Genomic DNA, 24,744 nt, shown 5'->3' on the forward strand with positions numbered 1-24,744 from the left:
TTTTATCCCAATACTTTTTATTTAAAATAACAAGCAAGGAAAAATGCTATGTCGAATCGCAAACAAGCGAGACTGGAAGCAAAACAGTTTATTGAAACTCTCTCAGTACAGCCGTACCCAAATTCAAACAAAGTCTATGTAGAAGGCTCACGCCCAGATATCCGTGTCCCGATGCGTGAGATCTCTTTAGCTGACAGCCTTATCGGTGGTACCAAAGAGGCTCCTGTTTTCGAGCCAAACGAGTCGGTACGTGTTTATGATACCTCTGGTGTATACACTGATCCATATCACTCTATCGACCTTTACAATGGCTTACCGAAGCTTAGAGAGGGCTGGATTGAAGAACGAAACGACACTGAAATTCTTCAAGATGTCAGCTCTGTTTACGCAAAAGAGCGTTTGGAAGATGAAACGTTGGACGAGCTGCGTTACGGAAATCTGCCTCATATTCGACGTGCTAAAGAAGGGCACTGTGTCACTCAGCTTCACTACGCACGTAAAGGGATTATTACGCCTGAAATGGAGTTCATCGCTCTACGTGAAAACATGGGGCGCGCTAAGTATCGTGATGAAGTGCTAAACCAGCAGCACCCAGGCCAAAACTTTGGAGCTAATCTACCAAAAGACATTACTGCTGAGTTTGTCCGCAAAGAAGTGGCAGAAGGTCGTGCCATCATTCCATCAAATATCAACCATCCAGAATCAGAACCAATGATTATCGGGCGTAACTTCTTAGTCAAAGTGAACGCGAACATTGGTAACTCGTCGGTGACATCTTCAATCGAAGAAGAAGTAGAAAAACTCGTATGGGCCACGCGTTGGGGTGGGGATACCGTTATGGATCTCTCTACCGGGCGCAACATCCACGAAACCCGTGAATGGATTTTACGTAATAGCCCGGTGCCAATTGGTACAGTTCCAATGTATCAGGCGCTAGAAAAAGTAAATGGTATTGCGGAAAACTTAAACTGGGAAGTGATGCGTGACACCTTAATCGAGCAGGCAGAGCAAGGCGTGGATTACTTTACCATTCACGCAGGTTTGTTACTCCGTTATGTTCCGATGACGGCAAAACGTGTTACTGGCATCGTTTCTCGAGGTGGCTCCATCATTGCTAAATGGTGTTTAGCGCATCATCAGGAAAGCTTCCTTTACACTCACTTCCGCGAAATCTGTGAAATCTGTGCTAAGTATGACGTTGCACTTTCATTGGGTGATGGCCTACGTCCTGGTTCAGTCGCAGACGCTAATGACGAAGCACAGTTTGCTGAATTAAGAACCCTTGGTGAGTTGACTAAGGTTGCCTGGGAGTATGACGTACAGGTGATCATCGAAGGCCCAGGACATATCCCAATGCACATGATCAAAGAGAACATGGATCAGCAACTGGAACATTGTCATGAAGCACCGTTCTACACCTTAGGTCCACTAACTACTGATATTGCACCGGGCTACGACCATATTACTTCCGGTATTGGTGCGGCGATGATTGGTTGGTATGGCTGTGCAATGTTGTGTTATGTCACACCTAAGGAACACTTAGGTCTGCCAAACAAGGAAGATGTGAAGACCGGCATGATCACCTACAAGCTGGCTGCACATGCTGCTGACTTGGCAAAAGGGCATCCAGGTGCACAGGTCCGTGATAATGCGCTATCTAAAGCACGTTTTGAATTCCGTTGGGAAGACCAATTCAACTTGTCATTGGACCCTGATACTGCGCGTTCTTTCCATGACGAAACACTGCCGCAAGAGTCTGGGAAAGTGGCTCACTTCTGTTCAATGTGTGGCCCTAAATTCTGCTCGATGAAGATTTCTCAGGAAGTCAGAGAATACGCGAAAGACACCGAGCAAGTTGCGGCTGATCAGGCGATTTCTATCAAAATGCTGGATGATCCGTTAGAAGGCATGCGTCAAAAGTCAGAAGAGTTTCGTGCCACAGGGTCAGAACTTTATCACCCAGCTGTACACGCTGAGGTGGATGAGTAATGACTAAAATCCTTATTCCGTCATCATTAATAGAGCTAACGGGTGTCGTTCAGCAATGTTTATTATTGGCGAAAGAACAGGGTTTTAGTACTGAAGAACTTGAGTTGGGCGTTAGCCCAACTCATTTGATTCAACTTGTTCTCGACCCAAATAAAACAGTGTGTGTGGGCACTGATCTAGTTGATGGTTCCGATGAAGCTTTAACTGGTGATTTTACGCTTTATTACCAATCGAATTTACCTTTGAAGGAAACGAGTCAGCAAAGTTCCTCGGCTATTTTTATTGGTATCGCGGATACTTCTCCAAAGCCAAGCAGCGATGACAACACTGCTCTATTAGATATCTGGCGTCATCCAATTACTGATGAAGTAAGAGCGTTGTCAGCGAACTTGTCAGCTTCAAATACCTTTCAAGCAGAGCATCACTTAGCTTGGACGGTGACGCTGTTGGCTTTCGAATTTCCAATTGAAGACGCTTTGACATTAGCTCGTGCAATGACGAATGTTTCACGTGAAACACTGTTTAACGGTGAAACATGTACGCTTCACGAGTGGGCATCTCACTTTGCTGATTTTCCAACCCCTGTTCTAGAAGATGCTCGCTTGGGTATTCAAGTTGGTTGGTCATCGCAAAGCGAAGCGGTTAGTTTTCCCTGCCTTGATAAAGACAGCTTAGGGCTTTATCCCGTTGTTGATGATGTCAGTTGGATAGAGCGGCTTCTACCGTTGGGTATTAAGACCATCCAGCTACGTATCAAAAATCCTGACCAGTCTGATCTCGAAGAACAGATTGTTCGCGCTATTGAACTGGGACGTCAATATGATGCGCAGGTCTTCATTAATGACTATTGGCAGCTTGCTATTAAGCACGCCGCGTTTGGTGTGCACCTTGGTCAGGAAGATATCGAAGAATCTAACTTGATTCAGTTGAGTGAAGCGGGGATTCATTTAGGACTGTCAACGCATGGTTACTATGAGCTGCTGCGAATTGTCCAAATCAATCCAAGCTATATCGCGCTAGGTCATATCTTTCCGACCACGACTAAGCAAATGCCATCAAAGCCACAAGGTTTGATTCGTTTAGCTTTGTATCAAAAGCTGATAGACAGCATTCCATATGGAAAGCAAGTTGGCTATCCAACTGTCGCTATTGGCGGTATTGATCAATTTAATGCAGCGCTTGTTTGGCGATGCGGTGTATCCAGTTTAGCTGTGGTTAGAGCCATAACGTTGTCTGAGTCGCCAAAATCGGTGATTGAGTTTTTCAATCAATTGATGGGTAGCGCTCAGCCATTGCAGGTAGTGGAGAGTGAAAGTGCTTACTGATAAAGAGTTCATTCGCTATCAGCGTCAAATTGCGCTACCTGAAATCGGTGAATCAGGACAAGCTAAACTTAGACAGTCTCATGTTCTAGTTATTGGGTGTGGCGGACTAGGCAGTGCGGCAAGCCTGTATTTAGCAGCCTCTGGGGTGGGTAAGTTGGTGGTTGTTGATGATGACTATGTTGATAGCAGCAACTTACAACGACAGGTTGTTTATCGAGAGCATGATATCAACCGGATGAAAACTGAAGCTACTGCTCAACAGTTAGGCGCCCTTAATTCACTGGTTCAAGTTAGAACTATTCCGAAACGTCTCGATAAATCTCAGCTGCAATTGGAAGTGATGCTTGCCGATGTTGTACTCGACTGTAGTGACAACATGCCAACTCGGCAGCTGATTAATCAAGTCTGTTTTCAGCAAAGTACGCCTTTGATATCTGCGGCGGCCATTGGTTGGCAGGGACAGTTTGCTGTATTTGATTACTCAGAACAACAACAGAGTTCGGGGTGTTACCGTTGCCTGTATCCATTTGATGAGTTGAAGCAAGGCATGAAGTGCAGCGAAATGGGGGTTGTCGGTCCTGTGGTTGGAACATTAGGAAACTATCAGGCCTTAGCGGCTATTCAAAAGCTGGCGACAGGTAAGTTTCATGTGGCCAGTGGTCATTTGCACCTATTTGATGGCTTTCGTATGGCTTGGCAAACCATGGTGATCAACAAGGACCAAGAATGCCAGGTTTGTAGAAACGCGAACGAGCCACAGCACAGAGTTAAGAGAGGAGTCACAAATGACACCACCAAATCATTCGATAACTGAATTGAACGACGCTACAAGTGGAAAAGATAAGTTGGTCATCATCACTATTAATGACCAACCTCAGCAGGTCGCATTAAACGCTAACTTACTGCAAATCATCACACAGTTTTCTCTACCAGAGGTAGGCTGTGTTTTTGCCATAAATAATCAGGTTGTACCGCGTAGCGAATGGGCAAGCACGGTACTGTCAGAGGGAGATAGTATCTCTCTGTTTCAAGCCATCGCAGGGGGATAATGTCGATGCTGAAAATTGGTGATAGAGAATTTCAATCTCGCTTGTTCACAGGAACGGGCAAGTTTTCCAATAGCGCTCTTATGGCTGAAGCAATTCAGGTTTCAGGCTCTCAACTGGTAACGATGGCACTTAAGCGTGTAGACGTAAATGATCAGCAAGATGATATTTTGCAGCCTTTAATTCATGCTAGCGTGAATTTGTTACCGAACACTTCGGGGGCTAAAAATGCTAAAGATGCAGTTTTCGCCGCTCAACTCGCGCGTGAAGCGTTGGGAACCAATTGGGTCAAACTCGAGATTCATCCTGACCCGAAATATTTAATGCCAGATCCGATTGAAACTTTAGCTGCAGCAGAACAACTGGTTCGAGAAGGCTTTATTGTTTTGCCATATTGCCATGCCGACCCTGTGTTGTGTAAGCGACTAGAAGAAGTTGGCTGTGCAGCTGTTATGCCGTTAGGTGCACCGATCGGTTCTAACAAGGGCATTGTTTCTCATGACTTTCTAGAAATCATCATCGATCAGGCAAACGTGCCTGTCGTGGTTGATGCTGGAATTGGTGCACCTTCACATGCTGCACGTGCGATGGAAATGGGTGCGGATGCAGTACTGGTCAATACGGCAATCGCTGCAGCAAATGATCCAGTTGCTATGGCAAAAGCATTCAAGATGGCAGTAGAGTCCGGTCGTATGGCGTATGAAGCAGGTCTTGCAGGGCAGGTTTCTCATGCCGTTGCTTCAAGCCCGCTAACGGCTTTTCTTGATGAGCTGTAAAAGAGAGGTCTTAACATGAGCTTTTATGACCACTTTAAGCAGTTTAACTGGGATGATATTTCCATGTCGATATACGCCAAAACGGCGAAGGATGTGGAAAGGGCGCTGGCAAAACCCAAACGCGATTTAGAAGATTTCAAAGCGCTCATTTCTCCCGCTGCAGAACCTTATCTTGAGCAGATGGCGGCGCTTTCTTATTCGCTGACGCGTAAGCGATTTGGCAATACCATGTCGCTCTATATTCCATTGTATCTTTCTAACCTTTGTGCCAATGCTTGCACTTATTGTGGTTTTTCTATGGAAAATCGCATTAAGCGCAGAACGCTAAACAAAGAAGAAGTGGCTGCGGAAATTGAAGCTATCAAGCGAATGAAATTCGACAGTGTCTTGCTGGTAACGGGCGAGCATGAAACCAAAGTGGGTATGAAGTACTTTCGCGAAATGGTGCCGATGATAAAGCAGCGCTTTAACTATCTGGCGATGGAAGTACAGCCGCTGGATCAGGATGAATATGCCGAGCTGAAATCGCTGGGTTTGGATGCCGTGATGGTTTATCAAGAAACGTATCATCCATCGACCTACGCAGAGCATCACCTGCGCGGAAACAAAATGGACTTCCGATACCGTCTTGAGACACCAGATCGGTTAGCTAGGGCGGGAATCGACAAGATAGGTATTGGCGCGCTTATCGGGTTAGAAGAGTGGCGAACGGATTGCTTTTTTGCCGCGGCTCATCTTGATTACCTTGAGCGTACTTACTGGCAATCACGTTACTCGATATCGTTCCCTCGACTCCGTCCGTGTGCAGGCAATGCGCCGACCAATGGCTTGCAACCAAAATCAGTGATGACAGATAAACAGTTAGTCCAACTGATTTGTGCATACCGACTGTTTAACCCCGAAGTAGAGCTTTCGCTGTCGACACGCGAATCACCAAACTTCCGTGATAATGTTTTGCCTCTTGGGATTACTAGTATGTCCGCGGCATCTAAAACTCAGCCTGGTGGTTATGCGACAGAAGAAGTAGAACTCGAACAGTTCGAAATCAGCGATGAAAGAAGTGCAGCTTCAGTAGAAGATATGATCAGAGCAAAAGGTTTCGATCCAGTATGGCGAGATTGGCACTCTGTTTATTCAGGATAATTTAGGTGTTCCAGGTAGTGAGTGTTTCACGTGAAACATCGTGAGTGGATAGATGATAATAAAACGAAGCATTGAACGTTATCTGACGACCTTTAAAAAAGGCTCTCCATTTGGAGAGCCTTTTGATTTTGCATCATAGATAAGTTTGAGCGTGTTTATTACGAATGTGTCAAAGGCAGAGTAGCTTCGCGTAGCCAGTCTTTTACCTTACCTTCGACAAGAGGGCTGATTTGCTCCCAGACTTTTTGGTGGTAATCATTCAACCATGCCAGTTCTGGACGAGTCAGCATATCCACGTTGATGTTACGTTTGTCGATTGGGCAACGAGTCAGTGACTCAAATGACAGAACTGGGAAGTCTCCGTTAGTTGGTGTTTCAACCACTAGCTCTAAGTTTTCGATACGGATACCGAATGCGTCAGCGCGGTAATAACCCGGCTCATTGGATAGCACCATACCTTCTGTTAGCGGTACATTGATTTGTCTTTTAGAAATGCTTGCAGGACCTTCATGTACACTCAGGAAGTGACCGACACCATGACCAGTACCGTGGTCGTAATCGTAACCTTCTGCCCATAGGTGTTGGCGAGCCAATGTATCAATCTGGTAGCCACAAGTACCTTTCGGGAAACGTGCACGAGCAACACCAATATGGCCTTTTAACGCCAGAGTGAATTGCTTGATCATTTCCGCTGATGGTTGGCCAATCGCAATGGTACGCGTGATGTCGGTTGTGCCATCTAAGTACTGACCGCCAGAGTCAACCAGATAAAGCGTGTTCAATTCTAGCTTACCTGGCTCTGGCTGGTTCTCATGGTTGTAGTGACACATTGCGGCGTTACCACCGGCTGCAGAGATCGTATCAAAGCTTAGGTCCATCAATGTTGGATCTTCTTTACGGAATGCTTCTAATGTGTCGGCGAGTGTGGCTTCATCATGAAGATTACCAGCCGCTACTTCTGCCTCTAACCAACATAGGAACTTACTCATCGCAACGCCGTCGCGTACGTGACACGCTTTCATACCCGCAATTTCAACCGCGTTCTTCGCTGCTTTTGGCATTAGACATGGATCTGCCGCCGCGATAACCGATGCGCCAGAATTCTGCAGAACCAGCTTAAACCATGCATTGCTGATCGCTGGATCGACTAATACCTTTTTGCCCGTCATCGCTTCAAGACGAGACTGAAGTGCTTCAGGATGATGCACGGTGACACCTGTACCTACGTGTGCTTCAAATTCCCCTGGCAGTCGAGCTGGGTCAAGGAAGTATTCCACGGTGGAATCTACATGAATAATCGCATGAGACAGAAGTACGGGTAGACGAGATACATCCAAACCACGAACGTTCAATAGCCAACAAATAGAATCAAGCGCGGTGATCACTGCACTGTCAGCACCAGCATTTTTAATTAGCTGAGCGATCTCCTGACGTTTACTTTCGCTAGATTGACCGACCGCTTCCGTTGGCATCAGGCGAACATCAGAAACCACTGGAGCAGGGCGATCATGCCATAACTCATCAATCGGGTTACTGGTTAGCATATTAAGTTCAAACTTACCGGCCAGTTTCGACTGCGCCGTATCTAGCCATGCTGAGCTATGCATACGTGGGTCAATCGCTACTGCTGCTCCCGCTGTAAGGTTCTCTTTGATCCAATCAAGTGCTGGTTCTTCAATCAGGTGACGGTATTCAAATAGATCAGCTGGAACTTGTTTGGTGACTTGAACGGTATAGCGGCCATCAACAAACATAGCCGCTTTATCTTTGGTAATGACGGCTGAACCGGCTGAACCAGTAAATCCGGTTAGCCAATGTAGGCGTTCGTTATGAGCCGGTACGTATTCGCCCAGGTACTCATCTTCGTGTGGGATGAGCAGGGCATCAATATTGTGTTGAGCAAGCCATTCGCGAATCGCGTTCACGCGGCTTTGAGTATCGTTATGCATCTGTGTTATTCCTTCAATTACGGCTCCTTCATGCTCAATTTGGGAGCTGCTTCCTTCTGCTTAGCGCAGTATCGAATAAAACATTCTCATGTTTAATCCTGGGTACAACAGGCCTAGATGAGCCAAAAAGGACTATCGACTGTTAAGCTACTCATTTTAACCGTTAAGCGCAAATTGAGTCCGAGTTTTTATCTAAGGTGATCGGTTTTTTGCGTGATCATCGTGCGTAACCAGTTCAGTGCCGGGTCGTTTTCTCTGTCTCTATGCCAGAACAAAGTATATGCCATTGGCGGAAATTCGAGTGGCAATGGCAGAACGGCTAAGTCAAGTTGCTTAGCTGCTAGCTGAACAAAATGACTTGGTGCTGTGAAGATAAAATCGGTATAAGAACACAAACTTGCGGCACTATTGAAATCTGGAACTGTGACCGCGATGTCCCGTTCTGCGCCAATGTCGGCGAGACGATAATCCAATAGCCAACGATCATTACCATCGCAACGCACTTGAACATGGCGCAGAGACAAGTAGGCCTCAAGGTTCCAATTTTTGTTTAGTGCGGGATGGCTCTTACGGATAATGCACATTTGATGGTCGCGATAGATCTCTTGCTCACAAATATCATCCGGTGGCAGCAGAGTAAGTTTGGCATCGTTAATGTCGATGTCTTTACCGGTTAACCCCAAATCCAATTCTCCGCGTTGCAGCATTTTAAATGTGTTATCCGACCAAGGATGAGTGCTGATGGTCACGCCGGGTGCCTGCTGAAAAATAGCAGGTAAAAAGTGAGGCAAAATTAAAGGGTAGACGCTTTCCACCGCCGCGATTTGAAAGCGGTACTCACTGCTTTGTGGAGAAAACTCTTCGGGTTGTGTCAGTACTTCCAGCTGATTTATCAACAGATCGAGTTTCGGCTTTAGAAATAGGGAACGAGGCGTGGGTGTCAGTCCATGCGAATTACGAGTAAACAACGGGTCGTCAAACTGAGTACGCAATTTAGCGAGTGATTTACTCACCGCTGACTGGCTAAGACAAAGTCGGTGTGCGGCTCGGGTTACGTTGAGCTCTTCCATCAGAACTTTAAAACAAACCAGCAGATTCAGATCAATACGTGCCAATTTCTCTATATTCATTGTGATTTTCCCTAAAGGAATAATGGTCATGATTATACATCATTTCCATTCATATCATCAGATGATTAAGCTTCACAAATAGTTCTTGTTCAATTTGGAGTGTAGTGTGTCTAGCCATAGTTCTAACAGTAAAATGCAGATGGCGTTATTGACCCTTTTGGTACTTTTTAGTCCACTTGCGATAGATATTTATCTTCCTGCCTTACCTCTTATCGCTTCCACGTTTCAGGTAGATAATGCGCTAGCACAAGACACGATCACTTGGTTTTTGTTTGCTATGGGTGTCGGTCAGCTTTTTGCCGGCCCGCTAGCAGACAAACTCGGACGTCGAACTGTTGCATTGGGTGGTATCACCATTTACGCAATGAGTGCTTTATTGGCGTGGAGTGCTCAAAATATTGAGTGGATGTTGATGTCCCGATTGCTACAAGGCTTAGGCGCATGTGCGACATCAGTGGCAGCCTTTGCAACAGTTCGCGATATCTTTGGCCCAGAAAAAAGCGGCAAGATGATTAGCTACCTTAATGGTGCGATCTGCTTTATCCCGGCTTTGGCTCCTATTCTGGGTAGCTGGCTGACGCAGCAATTTGACTGGCGTGCGAATTTCAGTTTTATGGCTGGTTTCGCGGTGGTTTCTGGTGCGTTGATGTTTCTGATGATGAAGGAAACCAACCCTGCGACAGAAAAACAAGCGGTATTCAAACTCAGTCGTTACTGGGCTGTGCTCAGTACGCCGTCTTTCATTTTCCACGCATCGCTGTGTTTGATGGCAATGGCGGTAATCCTTGCCTATGTGACTTCTGCGCCGTCAGTACTGATGACCGGAATGGGCCTATCGATGAATGAGTTTACCTTCTGGTTTGGCGTGAACGCAGTAATAAACATCGCTGCATGTATGCTCGCACCTAAGTTTATGGATCGTTTTGGTACGCACAACACACTGGTTGTGGGTATTTCGACCTTAGGTCTGGCTGGTGTGGTTATGATGTTGATGAATGGTCAGAACACCGCGTTCTCTTTTATGCTGCCAATCTTTATGTCTTCTATCGGTTTCGCTCTCATTCTTGGCGGAGCGGCGGGTAAGGCACTAGAACCGTTCGGTGATAAAGCGGGTACGGCGGCAGCGTTACTTGGATTGTTCCAAATGAGTGGCTCTGGTTTGTTGGTTGGTACGCTGCAGCGTTTATCACTAGATCCGCAAACACTAATTGCACTTCAAATGTGGCTCATGCTGCCTGCACTTGCGATATTGTTTACCAAAGCAGGTAAGAATTGGCATTCAAGCTTTGTTAAAGCGTAATTCTGCGTAAATTAGTATTTTCCAATATGAGGATCGAGTGTATATTTGTCGTTCACACTTTTTCAGACACCATAATGGAATTCAAAAAGTAATGTCGTTAACCACGTATGAAATGGCTCGTATATTAGAGCAAATGGAAGAATCACCAGAAAAGGTGATGTTTGGTAAGTTGCTTAATGAGCTGGGTAATCAAAGCTCCGAGCGCATTCGTAGTGCGGCAAAACAAGTACCACTGCCAATCTTGCGTGATATTGTGTACCAATTTCAACAAGTGATTGAATCACGTAAAGGTGAGCAAGTTGAGTTGCTGGCGAAAGATATCGCTCAGCAAGGCATCTCTGCAGATGATTTGATCGCTTACCTGAACAAGCAATAAAAAAATTCCCACCGTTGTGGGGATTTTTTTATGTATACCAACCTAAGTAAGAAAGTGGTCATACTTAATTATAGAGAACCAGAAAACAGGCATCGAACACAAACACGCACCGTATGTTTATAAGAACGCATCCATGGAGCTTCGATTTGCCATCCATGGCAAATAGAGTTTGTTTATCGAACCCTGTCCCTGAACAGTTAATTTTCCAGATTGGTATTAGCCCAGCTTGTTTCGCAGAAACTGGTCGCAGGAATACGGGCCAGGGCCCCATACGAGTACAAGTAGTATCATGAGTCCCCACAGCTGGTGATCATGAAAGCCTTTCTCCCACAGCAAGGGGTAGGAAAGGACGGCGACGATATTCAATACAAATAGTAGCAAGGCCATCGGTCGAGTAAACAAGCCCGATGCTATAAAGATCGGCACAATTAACTCTGTTGCTGTCCCAAGGTAAGCCGCTATTTCCCAAGATAACAACGGTACCTGGTACTCAAACTCAAATAGATATAGCGTACTTTGCCACGAAGCTATTTTTACCAGACCTGAGTTCAAGAACACCCATGCAACCCAAAAACGACAAGTTAGCAACAGGAATGGGGTAATAAGACTCTGAAAGGTGTTGGTGTATCCATCGTAATGAGTGATTAAGCGTTTCATCGTTTCTGCCATGAATTCCTCCTTAACGCGGTTGCAACGTAAAACCGTCAATCAAGTTCAGCAGCATAAGCGTATTTAGATGGGTAAGTAGGGGCTGCGCTATGTCTCCCAGACTTAACTTACTCTCTAAACAACGCAGTAATTGGTAAGCCTCAATCTCCAGTGCATAGCACAGCGCGTCACCACTCTTCTTGAGTGAGATGACGCCACATTGCGATACGGTAATGTCGATCTGTTCGAAGTGCTGACTCTGAATCGCCGTAAAGAGATCAAAAACCGCATAGCGGGACTCAAAACTGCGGACTCCGTTGGGCAAATGAAAAATCAGCCTAGGTTGCTGGTCTGGCTTTACTTGATCAAGTTGGTTTAAGGGGATTAATTCTGCATTGGCTAATCGCTCACGTTGAGCTTGGCGGGCGAGATCCATTTCCCACTCAAACCGAGCGACCTCCATGCTATAAGGTACTTGTGACGTGACATTCTCGAATAACTTTATTGTGTTGAAAAAGCCTTCACCGTAGTGGGCAACCTGTCCTTCCTGCAATGGATGATGCAGAACATGTTGCCGAGCCATTTGTGCAAAGCACTCTTTGCCGAGTAATGCTTCAAGAATCGGGTAGGTGGTCGACAGTACCTCACTGAGACTGATGACAAAGTTGTTGCGATAAATCTGTATGCGTTCATCTGCGCTGAATTGATCAGCAGTGATATTGCACTCTTCGCCTGATGTCTGATAGTGCAGTGCTTTGGCAAACTGGCTCTGCAATGTAGCAAGATTCATGATGCTTTCCTCGCAGATACTAAAGTAGAGTCAGTTTGGTATTCTGAAAGCACACACGTAGCTTTGTCGGCTTCTGCCAATAATATTTCTGGCGCAGGAATATCGAGATCCCATTCAATTAAAGTATGTCGAGGACCATGCTGCTGGGTCCATTGGCGATACAGTTGCCATACCTCATCACAGACCGGGCGACTGTGGGTATCAATCCAAACCTCACCTTTATCAAGTTGTTTGATGGTAAATCCGGCGAGGTGAATTTCATCGACTTTGTCAGCAGGGATCGCATCTAGGTACGTGTCGCAATCAAAGCCATGATTGAATGCCGAAACGTAGACATTGTTTAGATCGAGTAATAATCGGCAGTCTGTGCGTTGTTGAACTTCAACTAAAAATTCCCATTCATTGATGGTGGAATGCTGAAATTTCACATAGCTCGAAGGGTTCTCGATTAAGATTTCACGTTGCAGATAGTCCTGTACTTCTTGTACGTTTCGCGTGAATACGTTCAGAGCTTCTTCGGTATATGGCAAGGGTAGCAGGTCGTTAAAATAGTGACCTCCATGCTCACTCCAACTTAGATGGTCAGAAACAAACAGAGGGTCAATGACATCGATAAGCGCTTTAAGCTGCGCCAAATGTTTGCGACTGACTCGGTTTACCGAACCAAGGGATAAACCAATACCGTGACAGCTGATTTGGTATATTTCACGCAGGGACTGAAGCTGAAGTCGCTCGGCTGAGTGCGGCTGAAAGTAGTTCTCGCTGTGAACCTCAAGCCAGGGCAAATCTGGCTGGCTGTGACTAAAGAATTCCAGGTGCGGAGTTCGTAATCCGACACCAACGAGATCATGAAAGGTTTGATGTTTCACGTGAAACTCCTTTTCCAAACGAGGCTAAGCAAAAGAGAAGGGTGTGTGGTTTGAGCATGTACACACCCTAACAATGGCCACTGGGGCAATTAAGAAGAGGTAGTGCTACCGCCCGCCAATTTGTCACACAAACCTTTTGGCACAACCACGAAGGCATCTTTTTGACTGTCTTGTTTAGCGGTGCCGGCACAAGAGCTGTTTTTGGTTGCACAGTCATTTTTGCCCGCTTTCGCTACGCCGTAGCATTTTTCTTGTTCGGCTGCGACGGCAGAAGTCGCAGTCAGCATTGTGCCTCCAAGTGCGACAAGACCTGTAACTGCAGCAGCAATAGCAAGATTTGAATTTTTCATAATAGTTTCCTCTGAGTGATTTCCTTTACTTCCAGTGAGCAAGAAGATGCGACACTATGTTGTTCAGTATTTGTCCACTTGCTTAACTTATGAGATAGGAAAGTGAGAGAAAAACTTTCAGTGACTTTTACTGTTAGCTGCTGTTTGAGATGCTATTTTTAGATAACCGACTGAAGAGGTGGGTAAAAAAACAACGAATTTTTTATCGAGTTTTGTCTAAACAGCGCCCAGCTGTTTAGGTTATAATCGGTTTTTATGTATAAATAACCAGTAGCTCATCATGATGGATCCATCTCTATTACTCGACGGTTTGAACGATAAACAGCGTGAAGCCGTTGCAGCACCTCTAGAAAACTTACTCGTCCTTGCTGGTGCAGGGAGTGGTAAGACTCGCGTTCTTGTTCACCGAATTGCCTGGCTGATGTCTGTAGAACAAGCTTCTCCATTCTCAATCATGTCAGTAACCTTTACTAACAAAGCTGCAGCGGAGATGCGTGGCCGTATTGAAGAGTTGATGATGGGCAGTGCGTCTGGCATGTGGAATGGTACTTTCCATGGTATTTGTCATCGTATTCTGCGCGCGCATTATCTTGATGCCAAGCTACCGGAAGATTTTCAGATCATCGACAGTGATGACCAGCAGCGTCTGATTAAGCGCTTGGTTAAAGCACAAAACCTGGATGAAAAGCAGTGGCCTGCGCGTCAGGTGGGTTGGTGGATCAATGGCAAGAAGGATGAAGGTTTACGTCCGATGCATATCGATGCGTACCACGATCCGGTAACCAAAACTTACCTGCAGTTGTATACCGCTTATCAGGAAGCCTGTGATCGTGCTGGACTGGTCGATTTTGCTGAGATCTTGCTTCGCGCACATGAGCTACTGCGCGATAACAAGTTTGTCCGCGAGCATTACCAGGCACGCTTTAAACACATTCTGGTCGACGAATTTCAGGATACCAACAACATCCAGTACGCTTGGTTGCGTATGATGGCCGGACCGGATTGCCATGTGATGATAGTCGGTGACGATGACCAGTCAATTTATGGCTGGCGTGGTGCGAAAGTGGAAAACATAGAGAAGTTTACTCGTGAGTTCCCTAGCGTTAGTACCATTCGTCTGGAACAAAATTACCGTTCAACGAAGACAATTCTGGAAGCGTCGAATGCCCTGATTACTAACAATACCGAGCGTATGGGTAAAGAACTTTGGACCGATGGTGTGGTTGGCGAGCCAATCTCGATCTACAGTGCTTACAACGAGCTTGACGAAGCCCGTTTTGCCGTCACCAAAATCAAAGAGTGGCAAGATAAGGGCGGTGTCCTCAATGATGCCGCAATGCTTTACCGTAATAACGCCCAGTCTCGTGTTCTGGAGGAGGCGTTAATTCAAGCTGGCCTTCCTTACCGTATTTATGGTGGTATGCGATTCTTCGAACGTCAGGAAATCAGAGATGCATTGAGCTACCTGCGTTTGATGGCTAACCGCAATGATGATGCTGCATTTGAGCGAGTCGTGAACACACCGACGCGTGGCCTAGGTGATAAAACACTTGAGACGATTCGTCGTGCCGCTCGTGATCGCGGCTGTACTATGTGGGAAGCCAGTATCGCGATGCTGGATGAGAAAGTGCTATCTGGTCGAGCTGCAGGCGCATTGAGTCGTTTTATCGAACTCATCACGGCATTGGAAGATGATACGCTGGAGATGCCTCTGCACGAGCAAACAGACCATGTGATCAAATACTCAGGTTTGTTTGCCATGTATGAGCAAGAAAAAGGTGAAAAGTCCAAAGCGCGTATTGAGAACTTGGAAGAATTGGTGACAGCGACCCGCCAGTTTGAGAAGCCGGAGGAAGCGGAAGAGATGTCTCTGCTGACGGCATTCCTGACTCATGCTGCGCTTGAAGCTGGCGAGGGGCAGGCGGATGAATTTGAAGATGCGGTGCAATTGATGACTTTGCACAGTGCAAAAGGTCTGGAGTTCCCATTAGTGTTCATGGTGGGGGTTGAAGAAGGCATGTTCCCAAGTCAGATGTCCGCCGAAGAAGCCGGGCGTCTAGAAGAAGAACGTCGCCTGTGCTATGTCGGTATGACGCGCGCAATGCAGAAGCTCTACATCACTTATGCCGAAATGCGTCGTTTGTATGGTCAGGACAAGTACCACAAGCCATCGCGTTTTATTCGTGAGCTGCCTGAAACTTGTCTGGATGAAGTGCGCATGAAAGCGCAAGTGAGTCGCCCGTCGACTAGCGGCCGTTTTAGTCAGACTGCAGTCAAAGAGAACTTTAACGAGACTGGCTTTTCGTTAGGTACTCGCGTGATGCATCCTAAGTTTGGTGAGGGTACCATCATTAACTTTGAAGGCAGTGGCCCACAGAGCCGAGTGCAAATTGCTTTCAATGGCGAAGGGATTAAGTGGTTAGTGACCGCTTATGCCAAACTTGAGAAGCTGTAAGGTCTCTCAATAAAAAGGAAAAGTAATACCAATCCGGAAAATTAACTGGGCAGGGAACCAGGGGTCGATAAGCAAACTCTGTTTGCCATGGATGGGGTCATGTGTGTTTGTGTTCGATGCCTGTTTTCTGGTTCTCTATATTAGGTTGGAATAAGAGCTGCTTCGGCGGCTCTTGTTCTATCTGGACCTTTTAAAAAGAAAAACCCCGAGGGCTTGCGCCCGTCGGGGTTATAGTCTTACTCGCAGCAATCCAGCTACTAAAAGTGCTCCATGCATCGAATCCATGATAGTGTGCTGATTCCTTCAGCTTATTCCTTTCGTCGCCTTCCTAGCGGTGTCCTTGACCTGATCCTGGTCTGCTAACAATCCTCGTTAGCTCTCATCACTTGTTCCCTGAGCGGTGTCCCTGACATCATCCTGATGTTCAATCCTTGCCTCGTCCAGAGGTGTCCATTTCCCGTCCTTAGTAGCAACCATCCTAGTCACTATTGATTCCGTTCAATGTCCAGTTTTGCATTCCATGCCCGACTATTCATCCTGAATAACCGTTTCTTCTTCCTGAAGTCTACCAAATCCTTGGTAATTCCTGTTCCGTGTCAGTATCCTTCCGACAGGGTTCATATTACGGCTTTCACGCCTGACGGCAATGGTGAAAATTCACATTTTTATGGTTTTAATGCACCCTAAAATATAGGATTCCTTATTATTCAAATAGTTATATCTTTTGTGGCGTGCTTTTGCCACTAAAAAAGCGTGTTTTACCCAACCCTTTGTGCGAGATCTCGCACAAAGGGCTGGGCGAAAGGCTACTAGTTACCGATCGCGACACCTTCTCGGCGTGGATCTGCAGCACCTTCTAAGCCATCTGCGGTAATACGAATGGCGTGCAAACCAGAGTTCAGATCACGGATTTCTGTGCTAAAGCCAATCTTTTCTAACTCTGGTTGTAAGCGGATTGCTGCAGTGCCTTGCTCGATATCTAACGTGCCAAATCGATTTAACAACCTTGGCTGGCTAATCGCTTGCTGTATATCCATCCCCCACTGTGTATGCGCAATGATGGTTTGAGCCACGTAACCAATAATACGGCTGCCCCCTGGCGAGCCAATCGCCATGTATGGCTTGCCATCTTTGAGCATGATCGTCGGAGCCATAGAGGAACGTGGACGTTTACCTGGCTCTAAGCGGTTAGCTATCGGAGTTCCATCTTGATGGGTACGGAACGAGAAGTCGGTCAATTCGTTGTTGAGTAAAAAGCCACGAACCATTAACCTCGAGCCAAAAGCGTTTTCAATCGTTGTGGTCATGGATACCACATTGCCTTGTTTGTCGACGATATTGAAATGGCTGGTGGAAGGAAGTTCAATGGCCTCATCTATACTCAGGTTTATCGCATGAGACCAGGGCGGATTCCCGGCACTGACTTCAGCCAAGGCGTTACCCACTTCTATCAAATCAGCTCGCTGCTTAAGATAGTCGGCATCCAGCAAACCTGCGGTTGGCATGGGTACATAGTCCTGATCTGCCATGTATTTGCCGCGATCAGCGAAGGCGAGGCGAGAGGCATCCGCAATCACTTGCCATGATTTTTCACTGTCTGCCCCCCAGCCCTTAAGATCATAATTCGCGCTTATCGCCAGAATTTGTCCCACCGTTAATGCGCCTGAACTTGGCGGTCCCATGCCGCAGACATCATAACTCTGATAGGCCGCGCACACGGGCTCACGTTGTTTGATTTGGTAGGTATCAAAGTCGAATTGTGCGAGTACACCCGGATTACCCGGCGCGTTTTGTACGGTATTAATGATGTCTTGGGCAATATCACCCTGGTAGAAGGCCATGGCGCCTTTCTCTGCAATCGCCGTTAAGGTTTGCGCGTATTGTGGGTTTTTGAGGACCGTTCCGGCGGTTTTTGGTGAGCCATCTTGATTGAAGAAATAGGCTTTGGTCGCAGGGAAGCGTGATAAACGCTCAGAGTCGTCGGCTATCAAACTGGCAAGTCGGGGACTGACGGTAAAGCCTTGTTCAGCGAGCTTGATGACGGGCTGAATGATTTTTTTCCATTCCAACTGGCCATACTGTTGGTGAGTATCCCACAAGAGTTTTACTGTGCCCGGTGTGCCTACGGAGCGACCACCGACAACCGCATCATAAAATTGCAGGGGCTGGCCTTTATCATCCTGAAACAATTGTGGTGTGGCAGCGAGCGGTGCGGTTTCCCGGCCATCAAAGGTGGTGAGCTTTTGCTTGTCGTTATCCCAATACACCAAGAATGCACCGCCTCCGATACCTGAAGATTGAGGCTCTACTAAACCAAGCATCAATTGAACGGCCACCATGGCATCTATCGCATTGCCACCTTGTTCAATCACGTCGGCGCCTGCTTGAGTCGCAATCGGGTTTGCGGCCGTCACCATGTAGTTTTTGGCTTTTACCAGCTGCTTTTGTTCTACCCCAGAGCTTTGCTCTGGGGCGACTGCGTCCGTGGCTTGGTTGGCAAAGGCTTGGCTCGTCAGGGTTAAAGGGGAAGTAAGAAAAAGACCCGTAGTGACGAGCCGGTTGAACGTCCATTGCATGATGACTCTCCATGTTACCAGTTGAATATCCAGCTTGGCAGCCATGGAGAGGATCGTCGAGTAAGCGGTCTTAGAAATGTCGGTTGTGCGACGCTTTTAAATCAGCCAGTTACACCGCAAAGGTACGGATGGTTTGCAGTAAGATGCTGCCACCGACTAGCGTGAACACCACACCGCATAAACCATCGATGTAAATACCGGCTTGTTGTAATCGGCGCTGCAATCTTTGTGTAGAGAGCATCCAGGCCAGGCTGGAAAACCAAAGCAGTGATAAACCAAATAGAATTACCAGAGCGATGCCTTTTCCAGTAACAGACATGCCAGCAGGAACCAAACTCGACATTAAGCTGACGAAAAATACTAAGGCTTTTGGATTCAGAATGTTGGTCGCAAAACCTTTAGTGAATGCCTGACGTTTATTACTGATGACGAGATTATTCGCTTGATTCGGTTGATCCGATGATGGCTGTTTGATCATGGCGATCACCGCTCGCAATGCTCCGATACCTAAATAGAGTAAGTAACTGCCACCGAGTAGTTGCAGAACGGAGTAAAGCATAGGGTGTTGATGAACGATGTAACTCACGCCTGTCAGGCTAAACAGTGAATGGAGCAAAATGCCAACTGACAAACCTAACGCAATATACAGACCAGTCTGACGCCCATGACGCGTGGCGTTTTGCACCACTAAGGCGAAGTCGGGACCAGGACTCATTAAAGCAATAAAGTGAATGCTGGCCAGAGTTAGCAGGATGGTGGATTCGTTCATAAACACATCTCAAAACAGAATGAATAGCGCTATTGTCGCTGTGGGTGACGTGGAGCGCTTGTAAAAAACTGACAGTGGTACGCCGAAAGGGCTTCAGCGTGTCACTTGCGACGGCGAAATGCCGTAAGTATGTTTAAACGCTTTACTAAAATGCGCCTGATCGTAAAAGCCAATTTGATGTGCGACTTCGGTTCCGCAGTGTCCTGACTGAAGCAGCTTCATTCCTTGTTCGAGACGAAGCCGTGCAAACCAGGCGTAGGGCGTCATCCCTGTTTGGGCTTTAAAGTGGCGTTGAAACTGGGTAGGGCTTAGCTGGCAGAGTTCAGATAACGACTCTAAACGAACGGACTGATCGAGATTGGCCATTAAGTAATCTTTTAAGGTGTTGAGAGACTGTATTCCGAGGGGGATTATCTTTTTCCTGGCAAGTGATCCATAGCGATCAAAAAGCAGGTTAAACCCCTCAAATGGAAGACAATCTTTGGTCAACCGACTGAGATTATTGCGCCGAAGATGACGGTGTAAGTTACTTAGTTGTGAAAATATCTCTGGATCGGAGATGATCAGTTCATTAAAGCTGATTATTTGACCATTTTGCTTAAGATCGGCCAGATCACTAAATAGGTGTGGTTCGATCGAAAAGACATTCACTTCATAACCTTCAGCAAGTCTCGATTGGCCATCGTGCAACTCATCGGGCGGCATAATGACGATTTGTCCGTGCCCGACTTGGTGGTGACTGCCCTGATAATGGAACTTCTGCTCGCCATGCGTGATCAGACCAAGGTGAAAATCCAGGTGATAGTGCTTTTGAAAAGCAAATTTCTGGTATTTCGCCTCAATCAGACTCAGTTGGTCATGGTCGGTTGCGTAGTATTGAATCTGTTCCATTACATACAAAAAAGCTTGGTCATATAATGACCAAGCTTATCTATCAATTGGTGACTTGTCTTGTAAAAAACGATCACTGAGCTTGAATTGCCCTGCGGGAGCGGCGACTGCTGCGCAGTCCATCAAAGCTAAACACTACTAATGCTCCCCAGATAAAGGCAAATGTGATCGCTTTATCCATGGTAAAGGCTTCACCGTAAATCAATACCGCGAGCAAGAACATCAGACTTGGTCCAATATACTGGAAGAAGCCTAGTGTAGACAGCTTCAGGCGTGTGGCTGCACCAGTAAAACAGAGTAGGGGTAATGTTGTTATCACGCCCGCGGCAACAAGCAACCCATTCAGGTGCATTGTATTATTAAGCATGTTTGAGGTTGCAGAGTCTGCAATGAACAGCAGATAGATTGCCGCTGCCGGTAACAGAATTAGGGTTTCGACAAACAGACCGGTTTGCGCGTCAACAGCGACTTTCTTACGCAGCAGGCCATAGAGTCCAAAGCTCATGGCAAGTGCCATGGCGACTACAGGTACAGAACCAAACACAAACAGCTGTACTAAGACACCACAAACGGCAAGAGTGACAGCAAACCACTGCAATTTACGCAGCCTTTCACCGAGGAAAATCATCCCGAGCAGCACGTTGATTAACGGGTTGATATAGTAACCCAGGCTAGCATCGAGCATATGATTGGCGTTAACCGCCCAAATAAAGATCAGCCAGTTGCCACCGATGAGTACCGAGCTTGCGAGCAGGTAAGTGGCTTTAGTTTTGTTTTTTGCTATTTCGTAAACCAAGCGCCAGGCTTGGCTAAAATGGAGCAGCGCCGCGAGCAAAAAGAATGACCAAACGACCCGGTGGCTTAAGATCTCTAAAGGAGAGACCTGCATAATGGATTTGAAATACATTGGAGCGATGCCCCACATCGTGTAAGCACCGACTGCAAGCAGGACGCCTTGCCGGGCACGCTGTTGTTCTTCTAGTGTCATGACGTGTCACCTAATTGTATTTTTAGAGCGGAGGAGCAGTATACGAGCCGTGTTGGTAAACACCTAGCAATTTGCGGTTTTATTCACCATCAAACCCCATTACAATGTGGCCTCATTTTGTGTGCTGGTGGCATACAGAAGCATTCCTATGTTCACCCAATCTGAGACTATTCATGACCTCGACCTTGTTAGCCGAACCTTCAGACTCTCCTGTTACGCCTCAACGTGTGTTGGAGGATGTCTTCGGTTATCAGACATTCCGCGATGGTCAGCAACAAGTTATCGATGCGGCGATTGATGGACGAGACAGCTTAGTCATCATGCCAACTGGCGGTGGTAAGTCTCTCTGTTATCAAATTCCTGCACTGGTACGCAGTGGGATTACCCTGGTCATTTCTCCGCTGATTTCACTGATGAAAGATCAGGTAGACCAGCTAAAAGCCAATGGCGTCGCGGCGGAGTGTGTTAACTCAACCATGAGTCGGGAAGAGCTGTTGAGTGTGTATAACCGCATGCACAACGGGCAGCTGAAGTTGATTTATGTCTCGCCAGAGCGTGTTTTGATGCGCGATTTTATCGAGCGCCTGGAGAGCCTGCCTCTGAGCATGATTGCAGTTGATGAGGCGCACTGTATCTCACAGTGGGGGCATGATTTCCGTCCTGAGTACGCGTCACTGGGCCAACTGAAGCAACACTTTTCTCATGTACCTTTTATGGCGCTAACCGCGACGGCCGATGATGCCACGCGTCGAGACATCTTAGAGCGTTTGAGTCTCAACGAGCCTCAGGTTTATCTTGGCAGCTTTGACCGACCAAACATTCGCTATAATCTGGTGGAAAAACACAAGCCGGTTTCTCAGATCATTCGCTATTTAGATACCCAGAAAGGGAACTGCGGCATTATCTATTGTGGTAGCCGCAAGAAAGTGGAAATGGTGACGGAGAAGCTGTGCAACAATCATATTCGAGCGGCAGGTTATCATGCTGGCATGGATACAGATGAACGGGCTTATGTTCAGGAAGCTTTTCAGCGAGATGATATCCAGATCGTCGTGGCGACAGTCGCCTTTGGTATGGGCATCAATAAACCCAATGTACGCTTTGTGGTGCATTTTGATATTCCGCGTAATATCGAGTCCTACTATCAGGAAACCGGTCGTGCAGGACGAGACGGTTTACCCGCGGAAGCGATGATGCTTTACGATCCGGCCGATATCAGTTGGTTACGCCGCATGCTGGATGAAAAAGACGAAGGTCCGCAGAAGCAGGTTGAAAGCCATAAGCTGAATGCGATGAGTGCATTTGCTGAAGCTCAGACTTGTCGTCGTCAGGTTCTGCTCAACTATTTTGGCGAATATCGTGAGAAACCATGTGGTAATTGCGATATCTGCCTCGATCCGCCCAAACACTTCGACGCAACTGAAGAGGCACGTAAAGCGCTGTCTTGTGTGTATCGTGTGAACCAAAGCTTTGGCATGGGTTATATCGTGGAGGTGCTGCGCGGTATGCAAAATATCCGCGTGCGTGAAAATGGCCACGATAAAATCTCTACCTACGGGTTAGGGCGCGACCACAGCCATGATTATTGGGTGAGTATTTTCCGCCAGTTGATCCACAAAGGCTTGTTGTTTCAGAATATTACCCGTAACTCAACCTTGCAGCTCACTGAAGAAGCCCGGCCATTACTGCGTGGTGATGTCGCTCTCGAATTAGCAGTGCCACGTCTGGACACCACGGCACGTGCAGCTAAGTCCGATAAACTGACCAGCAAAAATTACGATAAGAAGCTGTTTGCCAAACTGCGTAAGTTGCGTAAGTCGATTGCCGACGAAGATGGCTTACCACCATATGTGGTTTTCAGTGATGCGACACTGATTGATATGGCGGAGATTCTGCCAACGTCTTACGGTGAAATGCTGGCGGTTAGCGGGGTGGGTCAGCGCAAGCTAGAGAAATATGCCGATCCATTCTTAGACCTCATTCAAGAACACATTACCCAACACGGTTAAGGAAATTACATGCACAAGGAATTTGGCCTTGCTGAATACATTGCTGAAGAAGGTCGCTTACTGATAACCGCGCCACGCTTCGACTTAGATACGTTTCCACTGTTGGGCGAGCGTTTGGTTGGGCTGTTATCGGCGACAGTGGTAGAAAAACAGTGGGATGCGGATATTCATTCCTGGTTGATTGACTTTGAAGGTTGTCGACTGTTTATGAAGGCGGAACACTATAGCGAAGCAATATGGTTTGAAGCGCTAGTGGTTGAAGGGAGCAGGGAAGAGCTCGATTATCTTGCTGGGTTATTCCAACGCGGATTCTGATCAAAGTATTGTAATCTTGTTAAGGGTGTTTCACATGAAACACCTTTATAAACGTTTGCGTAAAAAGCACTACTTGCGAGCGAAATTGGTTAATGTATAATCGCCCACCGCTTAGCTCTTAAGGGCCAAGTCAGTTTATTTTTTCATTTTACATTGTTGGTAAGAGACGTTTTTATTTTAGAAGCGCTCGATTTGGGTTCCCTCGCCCCCAAACCAAACTAAAAAGGTATCGCATGAGTAACTTTACCCCTGCGCAGCAGCGCAACGCCCTTATTTATCTGGTTTTATTCCATCTGATCATCATTGCATCCAGCAACTACCTGGTTCAGCTACCCTTTACGATTTTTGGTCTGCATACCACCTGGGGCGCATTTACCTTTCCATTTATCTTTTTGGCAACTGACCTTACAGTACGCATCTTTGGTGCGGCATTAGCGCGTAAGATCATCTTCTTAGTCATGTTGCCCGCTCTGGCCGTGTCTTACTTGCTGTCAGTGGTGTTCTTTGAAGGCCAGTTTCAAGGGCTTGCTCACCTGAGCGAATTTAACCTGTTCGTCGCACGTATCGCGGTGGCGAGTTTTATGGCTTACTTGCTGGGGCAAATTCTGGATGTACATGTATTTAACCGCCTGCGCCAGATGAAGCAATGGTGGGTTGCGCCTACCTGTTCCACGTTGTTTGGTAATGCACTCGATACCATCGCATTCTTTGCCATTGCATTCTACCAAAGCCCTGATCCATTTATGGCAGAGCATTGGACTGAGATTGCGCTGGTGGACTACGGCTTTAAGCTAGTGATCAGCCTTGGCTTGTTCGTCCCAATGTACGGTGTACTACTGAATTATCTGATCAAAAAGCTGACTGCAGTGAACCCGAACTTCAAAGTGACGACGACTGCTTAGTCAGAAGACTTGCCGAGAATTCCAATGAAAGCCGCTTGTTTAACAGCGGCTTTTTTGTGTCTTTAGGCGGGATGTACAGCATAGGGAGCATTTGGATCATGGGTGTCCAAAAGCTCTATGAGCTGTACAGAAGCATCATTAAGTAAAT

The 24,744-nt window shown here is 46.8% G+C and carries 22 protein-coding genes; 12 read left to right on the forward strand and 10 right to left on the reverse strand.

Annotation, left to right across the window (positions count from 1 at the left end; genetic code table 11):
- The first annotated feature begins 48 nt into the window (after positions 1-48).
- Genes thiC through thiH form a run of 6 tightly spaced genes read left to right on the forward strand, consistent with a single transcriptional unit; the run spans position 49 to position 6,279 of the window.
- The gene (gene thiC / locus OO774_RS00150) at positions 49-1,989 is read left to right on the forward strand and encodes a phosphomethylpyrimidine synthase ThiC (protein WP_264903652.1); all 1,941 of its coding nucleotides are present in this window, start codon (positions 49-51) and stop codon (positions 1,987-1,989) included.
- Positions 1,989-3,314, forward strand: coding sequence for a thiamine phosphate synthase (locus OO774_RS00155; RefSeq protein ID WP_264903653.1), 1,326 nt, complete (start codon positions 1,989-1,991; stop codon positions 3,312-3,314). Before thiC ends, OO774_RS00155 begins: the two co-directional genes overlap by 1 nt.
- Entirely contained in the window at positions 3,304-4,128 is an 825-nt protein-coding gene (gene thiF / locus OO774_RS00160; RefSeq protein WP_264903655.1) for a thiazole biosynthesis adenylyltransferase ThiF, read from the forward strand. The genes OO774_RS00155 and thiF overlap by 11 nt, the downstream gene beginning before the upstream one ends.
- On the forward strand, positions 4,100-4,363 hold the full coding sequence (gene thiS, locus OO774_RS00165) for a sulfur carrier protein ThiS (RefSeq protein WP_264903656.1): 264 nt from the start codon (positions 4,100-4,102) through the stop codon (positions 4,361-4,363). Before thiF ends, thiS begins: the two co-directional genes overlap by 29 nt.
- Positions 4,364-4,368: 5 nt before the next feature.
- Positions 4,369-5,136: a thiazole synthase gene (locus OO774_RS00170; protein WP_264906030.1), complete on the forward strand. Its 768-nt coding sequence runs from the start codon at positions 4,369-4,371 to the stop codon at positions 5,134-5,136.
- 15 nt (positions 5,137-5,151) lie between these two features.
- Positions 5,152-6,279: a 2-iminoacetate synthase ThiH gene (gene thiH, locus OO774_RS00175; RefSeq protein ID WP_264903657.1), complete on the forward strand. Its 1,128-nt coding sequence runs from the start codon at positions 5,152-5,154 to the stop codon at positions 6,277-6,279.
- Positions 6,280-6,437: 158 nt separating this feature from the next.
- Here thiH and OO774_RS00180 read toward each other — a convergent pair whose 3' ends face one another.
- Both OO774_RS00180 and OO774_RS00185 read right to left on the reverse strand, forming a co-directional pair.
- Complete coding sequence (locus OO774_RS00180) at positions 6,438-8,228, reverse strand: aminopeptidase P family protein (RefSeq protein WP_264903658.1); 1,791 nt, start codon at positions 8,226-8,228, stop codon at positions 6,438-6,440.
- A 188-nt stretch (positions 8,229-8,416) separates the two neighbouring features.
- The gene (locus tag OO774_RS00185; RefSeq protein ID WP_264903659.1) at positions 8,417-9,358 is read right to left on the reverse strand and encodes a LysR family transcriptional regulator; all 942 of its coding nucleotides are present in this window, start codon (positions 9,356-9,358) and stop codon (positions 8,417-8,419) included.
- A 106-nt stretch (positions 9,359-9,464) separates the two neighbouring features.
- On the opposite strand from OO774_RS00185, the gene OO774_RS00190 reads away from it, so the two are divergent.
- Positions 9,465-10,658: a multidrug effflux MFS transporter gene (locus OO774_RS00190; protein WP_264903660.1), complete on the forward strand. Its 1,194-nt coding sequence runs from the start codon at positions 9,465-9,467 to the stop codon at positions 10,656-10,658.
- Between the two features lie 91 nt (positions 10,659-10,749).
- Positions 10,750-11,034: a hypothetical protein gene (locus tag OO774_RS00195; protein ID WP_264903661.1), complete on the forward strand. Its 285-nt coding sequence runs from the start codon at positions 10,750-10,752 to the stop codon at positions 11,032-11,034.
- A 216-nt stretch (positions 11,035-11,250) separates the two neighbouring features.
- On the opposite strand, the gene OO774_RS00200 is transcribed toward OO774_RS00195, so the two are convergent.
- From OO774_RS00200 to OO774_RS00215, 4 genes are all read right to left on the reverse strand, one after another.
- The gene (locus OO774_RS00200; RefSeq protein WP_264903662.1) at positions 11,251-11,703 is read right to left on the reverse strand and encodes a DoxX family protein; all 453 of its coding nucleotides are present in this window, start codon (positions 11,701-11,703) and stop codon (positions 11,251-11,253) included.
- A 10-nt stretch (positions 11,704-11,713) separates the two neighbouring features.
- Positions 11,714-12,472, reverse strand: coding sequence for a DNA-binding domain-containing protein (locus tag OO774_RS00205; protein ID WP_264903663.1), 759 nt, complete (start codon positions 12,470-12,472; stop codon positions 11,714-11,716).
- Positions 12,469-13,341 (reverse strand): DUF692 domain-containing protein, encoded by an 873-nt coding sequence (locus tag OO774_RS00210; protein ID WP_264903664.1) that lies wholly within the window; start codon positions 13,339-13,341, stop codon positions 12,469-12,471. Before OO774_RS00210 ends, OO774_RS00205 begins: the two co-directional genes overlap by 4 nt.
- 89 nt (positions 13,342-13,430) lie before the next feature.
- A complete protein-coding gene (locus OO774_RS00215) occupies positions 13,431-13,691 on the reverse strand; it encodes a DUF2282 domain-containing protein (protein WP_264903666.1) in 261 nt (86 codons plus the stop codon).
- 280 nt (positions 13,692-13,971) lie between these two features.
- On the opposite strand from OO774_RS00215, the gene uvrD reads away from it, so the two are divergent.
- On the forward strand, positions 13,972-16,146 hold the full coding sequence (gene uvrD, locus OO774_RS00220) for a DNA helicase II (RefSeq protein WP_264903667.1): 2,175 nt from the start codon (positions 13,972-13,974) through the stop codon (positions 16,144-16,146).
- Between the two features lie 809 nt (positions 16,147-16,955).
- Here uvrD and ggt read toward each other — a convergent pair.
- From ggt to rarD, 4 genes are all read right to left on the reverse strand, one after another.
- Positions 16,956-18,722, reverse strand: a complete 1,767-nt coding sequence (ggt, locus tag OO774_RS00225; RefSeq protein WP_264903668.1) for a gamma-glutamyltransferase — start codon at positions 18,720-18,722, stop codon at positions 16,956-16,958.
- 109 nt (positions 18,723-18,831) lie between these two features.
- Complete coding sequence (locus OO774_RS00230; protein WP_264903669.1) at positions 18,832-19,491, reverse strand: LysE family translocator; 660 nt, start codon at positions 19,489-19,491, stop codon at positions 18,832-18,834.
- 93 nt (positions 19,492-19,584) lie between these two features.
- The gene (locus OO774_RS00235) at positions 19,585-20,382 is read right to left on the reverse strand and encodes an AraC family transcriptional regulator (RefSeq protein WP_264903670.1); all 798 of its coding nucleotides are present in this window, start codon (positions 20,380-20,382) and stop codon (positions 19,585-19,587) included.
- A gap of 73 nt (positions 20,383-20,455) precedes the next feature.
- Positions 20,456-21,370, reverse strand: coding sequence for an EamA family transporter RarD (gene rarD, locus OO774_RS00240; protein ID WP_264903672.1), 915 nt, complete (start codon positions 21,368-21,370; stop codon positions 20,456-20,458).
- 173 nt (positions 21,371-21,543) lie between these two features.
- Here rarD and recQ point away from each other — a divergent pair, with 173 nt between their 5' ends.
- From recQ to OO774_RS00255, 3 genes are all read left to right on the forward strand, one after another.
- A complete protein-coding gene (gene recQ / locus OO774_RS00245) occupies positions 21,544-23,379 on the forward strand; it encodes an ATP-dependent DNA helicase RecQ (RefSeq protein WP_264903674.1) in 1,836 nt (611 codons plus the stop codon).
- A 9-nt stretch (positions 23,380-23,388) separates the two neighbouring features.
- Positions 23,389-23,694 carry a DUF3630 family protein gene (locus OO774_RS00250; protein WP_264903675.1) on the forward strand — a complete coding sequence of 102 codons (306 nt, stop codon included), beginning with the start codon at positions 23,389-23,391 and terminating at the stop codon, positions 23,692-23,694.
- A 233-nt stretch (positions 23,695-23,927) separates the two neighbouring features.
- Entirely contained in the window at positions 23,928-24,596 is a 669-nt protein-coding gene (locus tag OO774_RS00255) for a 7-cyano-7-deazaguanine/7-aminomethyl-7-deazaguanine transporter (RefSeq protein WP_264903677.1), read from the forward strand.
- The last annotated feature ends 148 nt before the right edge of the window (positions 24,597-24,744 follow it).

Source organism: Vibrio sp. STUT-A11 (assembly GCF_026000435.1).
Lineage (GTDB): Bacteria > Pseudomonadota > Gammaproteobacteria > Enterobacterales > Vibrionaceae > Vibrio.